General features: G+C 43.3%; 2 protein-coding genes. Both read left to right on the top strand.

Translation table 11 applies throughout. From position 1 onward, the window contains the following. Positions 1–8 precede the first annotated feature (8 nt). The gene (locus C6366_RS20930) at positions 9–149 is read left to right on the top strand and encodes a sialate O-acetylesterase (RefSeq protein ID WP_368731514.1); all 141 of its coding nucleotides are present in this window, start codon (positions 9–11) and stop codon (positions 147–149) included. Between the two features lie 24 nt (positions 150–173). Then, on the top strand, positions 174–476 hold a 303-nt coding region (locus tag C6366_RS20925), incomplete at its 3' end, for a hypothetical protein (RefSeq protein ID WP_199221587.1).

The raw sequence follows: 476 nt of genomic DNA, 5'->3' as shown, positions 1-476 counted from the left end.
TGCCATGCGTGATACCCAACGCACACGTGATTTCTTCCGAAGGGTGTCCGGGAATGAAGGATGGACTTCATTTTACCGCCGAAGGATACCGGATTTTGGGAAAACGGTACGGTGAGAGGATGCTATCACTGCAAGGTGTCAACAAGTAAAGTCTAGTGCTGTTTAGGGTTGGGATGACAAACAACAAGTCACAAACCCTGTTATTAAATCTTCAAGAGTTTTATCCAACCACAAATCAAAAAAATACCCTAATGATGAAGAAAACTTTTATATCTCTTATGGTTCTGATAGTTGCCGGTTTTGGCTTTCAGAATTTGCTTTTAGCACAGGATTGTGCCACTCCAACACCGCTGGGACGTGTTGTAGAGGACGGCGGAACAGGTGCTTATAGTGCAATAATGTACACCGACAGCACTCTAAAAACGCACACCATCTTTCGTCCAAGAGATTTGAAGGTGTTTGGTACTGATAACAAA

It is taken from the genome of Desulfonatronum sp. SC1 (genome assembly GCF_003046795.1).
In the GTDB taxonomy this organism is placed as follows: Bacteria; Desulfobacterota; Desulfovibrionia; order Desulfovibrionales; family Desulfonatronaceae; genus Desulfonatronum.
The sequence above is the reverse complement of the archived record's forward strand: the minus strand, read 5'-3'. Positions and strand labels throughout refer to the sequence as shown.